This window comes from Haladaptatus sp. (assembly GCF_049589095.1).
Classification (GTDB): Archaea; Halobacteriota; Halobacteria; order Halobacteriales; family Haladaptataceae; genus Haladaptatus.
On the sequence record NZ_JBAWAC010000390.1, the window covers coordinates 1 to 3080 of the forward strand.

The 3080-nt window shown below is 60.3% G+C and carries 4 protein-coding genes; 1 reads left to right on the forward strand and 3 read right to left on the reverse strand.

The annotated features are described in order from the left end of the window. Positions 1-236 precede the first annotated feature (236 nt). Positions 237-887: a helix-turn-helix domain-containing protein gene (locus WBV42_RS12220; RefSeq protein ID WP_423986281.1), complete on the forward strand. Its 651-nt coding sequence runs from the start codon at positions 237-239 to the stop codon at positions 885-887. 38 nt (positions 888-925) lie between these two features. Here WBV42_RS12220 and WBV42_RS12225 read toward each other — a convergent pair whose 3' ends face one another. From WBV42_RS12225 to WBV42_RS12235, 3 genes are all read right to left on the reverse strand, one after another. Continuing rightward, complete coding sequence (locus WBV42_RS12225; RefSeq protein ID WP_423986282.1) at positions 926-1444, reverse strand: HAD family hydrolase; 519 nt, start codon at positions 1442-1444, stop codon at positions 926-928. A 125-nt stretch (positions 1445-1569) separates the two neighbouring features. Next, positions 1570-2694, reverse strand: coding sequence for an acyl-CoA dehydrogenase family protein (locus WBV42_RS12230; protein WP_423986283.1), 1125 nt, complete (start codon positions 2692-2694; stop codon positions 1570-1572). Positions 2695-2865: 171 nt separating this feature from the next. Then, entirely contained in the window at positions 2866-3069 is a 204-nt protein-coding gene (locus WBV42_RS12235) for a XapX domain-containing protein (protein WP_423986284.1), read from the reverse strand. Positions 3070-3080 lie beyond the last annotated feature (11 nt).

Consider the following 3080-nt stretch of genomic DNA (forward strand, 5'->3'; position numbering starts at 1 on the left):
GTGTTTCTCTACGCTCGTGCCTATCAGACCCCCGAAACGTGATTTTAACCAATGATATACAGTGATACGCATTTCCAAACGAAAAGGCGCTATTTTTGGGAAATTTAGGATATGTATGGTACCGGGGTGTTTTTCCCGTTCGCTGCTTCCCCTCCGGCTTTTTCTCCCACCTCATTTTGGATATCTATAGTTTAGCGGCCAATAACGGTATTAACTAGAACTCCTGAGAAAGGGCCATGACGGGAACGATAGCCGAGGTGGCGTTTCCCGCCGATGAGTTCGCCCTGGGAAAAACACTCGATGCACTCGATACGGTTCGATTCGACATCGAACAGGTAGTCGCCTACAATCGGAACCAGTTCATGCCCTTCGTCTGGGCCGGAACCGACGACCGTCTGGGAGTCGAAACCGCGTTCGAAGCGGACGAGAGCGTCCGCGATTTCCAGTTGATTGGGGGATTCGAGGCCGAATCCCTCTACCGACTCGAGTGGATCAAGGACATCGAATTGTTGACCCAAATCCTCGTCGAGGAGAACGGGACGGTGTTGACCGCCAGCGGAAAGGACGATACGTGGTACCTCCAGTTGCTGTTCAGCGAGCACGATGCCGTCACCCGCACCCACGAGTACTGCCGCCGTCGAGGGATCGACCTCGACTTACAGAACATCCACGAGTTCTCGAAGGGTCGGACGGGACGATACGGCCTCACCGAGAGCCAACGGCGGACGCTCCAACTCGCGTACGATACGGGCTACTACTCGGTACCGCGAAACGCGTCGGCGACGGACCTCGCCGATTCGCTCGGCGTGACTCACCAATCCATCTCCGAAAAACTCCGCCGAGGGCACTCGAACCTCGTCAGAAACACCCTCGCGCTCAACGAGTAACCGCCGCGCAGTCGAAGAGACTCTGCTTCTCGAAGAATCTACACGTACTCGAAGGCCACATCCGCCCGCTTCGCAGTCAGTTCGTCGCGGGGGGAGTCACCGATGAAGAGTGCGGGACCGTCGACATCCAACGCGTGAAGGGTCGCCAAAAGCGGCTCAGGGTCCGGTTTTCGTGTCGGGACCGAATCACGGCCGATCACGGCATCGACCGCGTCGGCGAGTTCGTGCGTTTCGAGGCTCACGTGACAGGATGCCTCGCAGTTCAGCGAGCAGACGCCGACGGGCACCTCACGTCGAAGCAGTTCGTCGGCGTGGGGAAGTCGCGTCGAACGCCGAGCACCGGTACACTCGTGGTCGCCGATGACCGCCTCGACTGCATCGCGGACGTTCGCTTCGTCGGCCAAATCCAGCATCGCCCAGAGGTCGACGTTACTCGCATCGACACCGTGGTCGTCCAGCACCGCGGCGACGTCCACCGCGACCCGTTTCCAGTTTACGATGAGGTCCACGAGCGTCCCATCCAAGTCGTACACGACCGCCGAAACGTCATCTCTCACGGTCACCGGTATGTGTGGTGGTGGCAAATGGACTTCGGTTGGGGGCTAACGCAATGAGAAGTAAGTCCATGTTCGGACATCGACGGGTATGGAAGACGTTCGTCGCTCGATTTGTCCAGTCGTTCTCAGCCGAGCAGGTCGCGCGCGATGACCTTCTTCTGGATTTCGGACGTTCCCTCGTAGATGGTCGTGATCTTCGAATCGCGGTAGAACCGTTCCACGTCGAAGTCCGTCGTGTAGCCGTAGCCGCCGTGAATCTGGACCGCTTCGTTCGTGATGTCGACGGCGGACTCGCTGGCGAAGAGTTTCGCCATGCTCGCGGCCGTCGCGTGGTCCTCACCGGCGTCCGCGAGGCGGGCCGCATCGCGGGTCAGCAGTCGTCCGGCCTGCAACTTCGTCTGCATGTCCGCCAGTTTGTGCCGGATGGTCTGGATGTCCGCGATCGGTCGGTCGAACTGCTCGCGCTCTTGGGAATACTCGACGGCTTGGTCGAGCGCCGCCTGCGACAGGCCGACCGCTTGACTGGCGATGCCGATGCGGCCACCCGTCAGGATGTGGAACGCCGCCGACAGTCCCTTTCCTTCCTCGGTCAGTCGATTTTCGGCGGGAATCCGGACGTCGTCGAAGATGAGACTCGTCGTGTCGCTCGCTCGCAGGCCGAGTTTCTCCTCCTTCTTTCCGACCTCGATACCGGCGTCCTTCGGGACGACGAACTGCGTGACGCTCCGCGGGTCGTCGCGGTCCGTCTTGGCGAACAGGACGACCACGTCGGCGCGCTTGCCGTTCGTGATCCACTGTTTCTTGCCGTTGATGACGTACTCGTCACCTTCCCGACGCGCTTCGGTGGACATCTCCGCCGGGTTCGATCCCGCCTCGGGTTCCGACAGCGCGAACGCGCCGACCGGGCGACCCTTCGCCATCTCGGGAAGCCACCGCTCCTTGATCCCCTCGCTGCCGAACTCCGAGAGACAGGACGTCGCCAGACAGTGCACCGACAGCGCGGTTGCGACCGACAGCGCGCCGTAGGCGACTTCCTCGTTGACGACGCTGTACGTCAACTTCCCGACGTCCAACCCGCCGTACTCCTCCGGCACCGTCATCCCCATCATGTCGAGTTCGGCGAGTCCGTTCCAGACGCCCTCGGGGAACTCCTGCTTCTCGTCGCACTCCCCTGCCGTCGGTCGGATCTCTTCCACGGCGAACTCCCGAACCACGTCCTGAATGGCCCGCTGTTCCGCTGAAAGGTTCATGATGGTTCTTCGAGTGCCGGAGGAAAAAGGTACCCGTTCCGCGCTTTCGAGGACCGATCGATACGGTAGGATAGGAGGTTCGCTTGGCGTTGTGATGGGTACGGTTCTGGTGCGAGGTTCACGAATCGCACGACCGTTCGAAGCTGACTCGACTACGAATACCGTTAGATGTTATCCCGCGAATCCGAGCGTCGTGAGGACGAGATTGAGACTCCAACCGGTCGCATCGACGATTTTGTAGCCGAGGTAAATCCCGACGATGCCCATGATGCCCGGTAGTTCGGGCGGGGCGGGAATCGGAACGCCGACGAACTTGAACAGCGCGCCGGTCAGCAGTCCGGTCAGCAACGCAAGCGCAGTGAGTGTGTAATCCATTGGGTATGTAC

Bases quoted from the DNA above. Each gene is read 5' to 3' on its own strand.
- WBV42_RS12230 (WP_423986283.1), bottom strand. From the start codon at position 2,694: ATGAACCTTTCAGCGGAACAGCGGGCCATTCAGGACGTGGTTCGGGAG.
- WBV42_RS12220 (WP_423986281.1), top strand. From the start codon at position 237: ATGACGGGAACGATAGCCGAGGTGGCGTTTCCCGCCGATGAGTTCGCC.
- WBV42_RS12235 (WP_423986284.1), bottom strand. From the start codon at position 3,069: ATGGATTACACACTCACTGCGCTTGCGTTGCTGACCGGACTGCTGACC.